The sequence below is a fragment of the Tunicatimonas sp. genome (assembly GCF_049647865.1).
Lineage (GTDB): Bacteria > Bacteroidota > Bacteroidia > Cytophagales > Cyclobacteriaceae > Tunicatimonas.
In genome coordinates this window covers 1-3304 of record NZ_JBARYM010000242.1, presented here as the reverse complement: position 1 = coordinate 3304, position 3304 = coordinate 1, and the positions used below count along the sequence as shown (strand labels likewise).

Annotated in this window: 5 protein-coding genes; 3 read left to right on the top strand and 2 right to left on the bottom strand. The window is 43.5% G+C overall.

Translation table 11 applies throughout. From position 1 onward, the window contains the following. The coding region (locus tag WBA23_RS07480) for a HisA/HisF-related TIM barrel protein (protein ID WP_424581651.1) at positions 1-295 on the bottom strand (295 nt) is incomplete at its 3' end. 199 nt (positions 296-494) lie between these two features. Here WBA23_RS07480 and WBA23_RS07475 point away from each other — a divergent pair. Both WBA23_RS07475 and WBA23_RS07470 read left to right on the top strand, forming a co-directional pair. After that, positions 495-1574, top strand: a complete 1080-nt coding sequence (locus tag WBA23_RS07475; protein WP_424581650.1) for an ion channel — start codon at positions 495-497, stop codon at positions 1572-1574. Positions 1575-1607: 33 nt separating this feature from the next. Further along, positions 1608-2201, top strand: coding sequence for a Uma2 family endonuclease (locus WBA23_RS07470; RefSeq protein WP_424581649.1), 594 nt, complete (start codon positions 1608-1610; stop codon positions 2199-2201). Here the strand turns inward: WBA23_RS07470 and hisH are convergent. After that, positions 2196-2777 (bottom strand): imidazole glycerol phosphate synthase subunit HisH, encoded by a 582-nt coding sequence (gene hisH, locus WBA23_RS07465; RefSeq protein WP_424581648.1) that lies wholly within the window; start codon positions 2775-2777, stop codon positions 2196-2198. The two genes, WBA23_RS07470 and hisH, sit on opposite strands and share 6 nt — an antisense overlap. Before the next feature lie 179 nt (positions 2778-2956). Between hisH and WBA23_RS07460 the strand changes: the two genes are divergently transcribed. Then, a partial coding sequence (locus tag WBA23_RS07460) for a sulfatase-like hydrolase/transferase (protein ID WP_424581647.1) occupies positions 2957-3304 on the top strand: 348 nt, incomplete at its 3' end.

Here is a 3304-nt window from a genome sequence, read left to right as displayed (position 1 = left end):
GTCTAGCTCCAGCGTCAAACACTCGTTGCAAGTCATCGTCAGACTGTACGCCTCCCCCAAAGTCTATTAACAGTTGAGTATTGCTGGCAATTTCTTCTAACACAGTTAAATTAACAACTTGTTTCTGCTTAGCTCCATCTAGATCTACTAAATGCAGTCTGCGAACTCCATGAGCTTCTAACTGCTGAGCTACTTCTAGTGGCGACTGATTGTATTCTTTCTTTTGCTGATAGTCGCCCTGCGTAAGACGGACACACTTACCATCAATAATATCTATTGCGGGAATAATTTCCATGCGGCAAAGATAGAACAATAGTAGTTGAATTCTGGATACCCCAGAATTTATCCAGGGTTGACAAGAGGAAAGTGGATAATAGATGAGATAGTACGAACTGATGCGCTGAAGCAAAGAATTATATCACAAAGGTAGTTGTACCAATCAAAATGGGCTGACAACAGTTGTTTCGGAAGATACTAACCAAAACCTATTTTCTATGAAGTCCAATATTTTTTATTTACTCTTTAGTCTATGGATGCTGTCCGGCAATTCCCTACTAGCACAACCTACTCCAGCAGATTCTACGGTGGTAGAAAACTGGCAGGTTGGTCTATACGAGTTCCCTCCTTACATGATGAAAAACAAGGAAGGTAAGTGGGAGGGAATTAGCGTAGAACTCTGGCAGGATTTGGCCGACTCAATTGGAATCACATATCAGTTTCAGGAAGTAAGCCAGCAGGAGATACCCAATCAGCTAGGAACTGGGCGATTAAATGCTACTGTATTGCTTCCGGTACAGGCGGGGCTGCCAAACGTCACCTTCTCCCACATTTATCACACTACTTTTCTAGGAGTGGCTAATGCTCAAACGCAAAGCTTAACCAGTATTGCCAAAGGATTATTCACCAAGCGATTTCTACGTATCGTCATTACCCTGTCGATTCTCCTACTAATCGTTGGTACACTGATTTGGTTAATTGAGCGAAATTCAAATGACGAGAGCTTTGGCGGGGAGCGTAGTGTTGCACAGGGAATTGGTTCCGGTTTCTGGTGGGCGGGAGTAACCATGACAACCATTGGCTACGGCGACAAAGCCCCGGTTACTTTTTGGGGAAGGGCAGTAGCGTTACTATGGATGCTGGTGGCTATGGCGGTCACGGCTAGCTTAACTGCGGCACTGGTTTCAGCAGTGGGTGGAGGCACCGCCGAAGCCATTGAAGTACCAAACGGACTACGAAAAAAGGAGGTAGGCACTGTTGCTGATTCGCCCTTCGGAAAGTACCTAGACGAAGAAAATATCAAGTACGAAAATTTTGCTTCCGCCGAAGAAGGATTAAAAGCACTAAGCGAACAGAAACTGAAAATATTCGCGCACAATACCGCCACTTTACGTTACTGGGTAAACGAGAACAGCAATATTACGGTCCAGGTGAAAAATACAGAAACACTGCCGCAGCGCTACGCCATTGCTTATTCTACCAACAATAGTACAGTTGCTAAGTTGGATAGCACATTAATAAAAATTATCAATCAGCCCGACTGGCAACAGCGTATCAACCGCTTTATGCCGAAATAAAAATACTTTGTATCTTCGTTAAAAGATTTTCTTATGCCAGTTACCATCGTACGCGAGTCTCGTTCGCTAAATAAGCCAAAAGCTTCCAAACAAAAATATATTTCGCTAGAAGCCTACAAAAAACGGCACCTGGATAAAACCCGCTATAAGTATGAATGGAAAGATGGAACCATAGAAAGAGATGATTTTACGAAAATTGATGAGCGCTATATCATTGATAATATTATTCGGAAGTTCACTGAAACTCCTGCTTTCCGGAGTGGTAATAGCATCATGGCTGAAGCTGACTGCTACTTTAGTCAAATTAAGGCATACCGTCGTTCGGATGCTGCTTACTTTACCAAAGAACAAATACGCCAACCTGAGCAAGCTCCGGAAGCCCCTGCGTTGGTTATTGAGGTGGTGTCGCCCTCCAATACCGATATACAAAATAAATTGAAGATGCAGGACTATCTGAATGCCGGAGTTCAAATGGTATGGTTTATATACTCTGACGTTAGGCAAATTTGGTCGCACACCTCCCCCACGGAGGTGAAGATTTATCAAAAAGATGATATGTGTGATGCCCGTTCAGTAGCCGAAGGGTTTCAAATCTCAGTTTATGCTATTTTTGATCAGCAATCATAGCGATAGAAAATTCCGCAGAATAAACTCACCATCGGTACCGCTCTTTTCTAAGTGGGGCTGAATAGCATAAAAATTATCCTTCTCCAACGCTACGCTATACGGAAGAATATATTCGTTAGTAGCCGTGGTGAAATCGCTTAGTTCCGCGTAGTAACTATGAACGTAGTACAAATAAGCATCAAGACGAAGGCCTTGGCATAGGGTGCCTCCGGTTATCTGCACATTGTTCCAGCCCATATGCGGCACTTTTTGGTCGGCTGGGAAGCGTTTTACGTCTACATCAAAAATACTCAGGCAGTTCGCGTCACCTTCTTCCGAATGGCGACACATCAGTTGCAACCCTACACAAATACCCAGCACTGGTTGAGTTAGATTCTTGATTACCTCATCTAGCCCTTTTTCTCGCAGATAATGCATCGCCGAACTTGCCTCGCCCTGACCGGGAAAAATTACTCTATCGGCCCGCTGAATTTCTTCAGGTACGTCCGTTAACAATGGCTCTACTCCTAACCGCTGAAGCGCGTAGATTACTGAATAGATATTTCCTGCATTGTACTTAATAACCGCGACACTCATAGCTTTGTAAAATCAAGTCGCAAAGTAGAGAAGATTTGCTAATAATAGGAAGAAAAAAGTTTTTTGCTTGCATAGCTATTTAGGTGTTATCTTGGTGAGCTAACAACCTATCACTACTGCTTGATATGAATAACAGACTCTCATCTGCCGCCAAGCTACTTCTCCTAATAACTCTCTGTATGTTCAGTTTCAAGGGATATGCTCAAAGTAAAGTCAACCCTCAACCAAACGTAATACTCATTATGGCTGATGATATGGGCTACGAATGTCTGAGCACCTACGGTAGTACTTCCTATCAAACTCCAGTATTAGACTCACTAGCGATAAACGGACTTCAGTTTGATCATTGTATATCGCAACCACTGTGCACCCCGTCGCGCGTGAAGATTATGACCGGCTTGTATAATTACCGCAACTACGAGTACTTCGGTTACCTCAATGAGAACCAATATACCTTTGGTAATCTGATGAAAGAGGCGGGTTACCAGACCTGTATTGCCGGTAAGTGGCAACTAAATGGGTTGGCC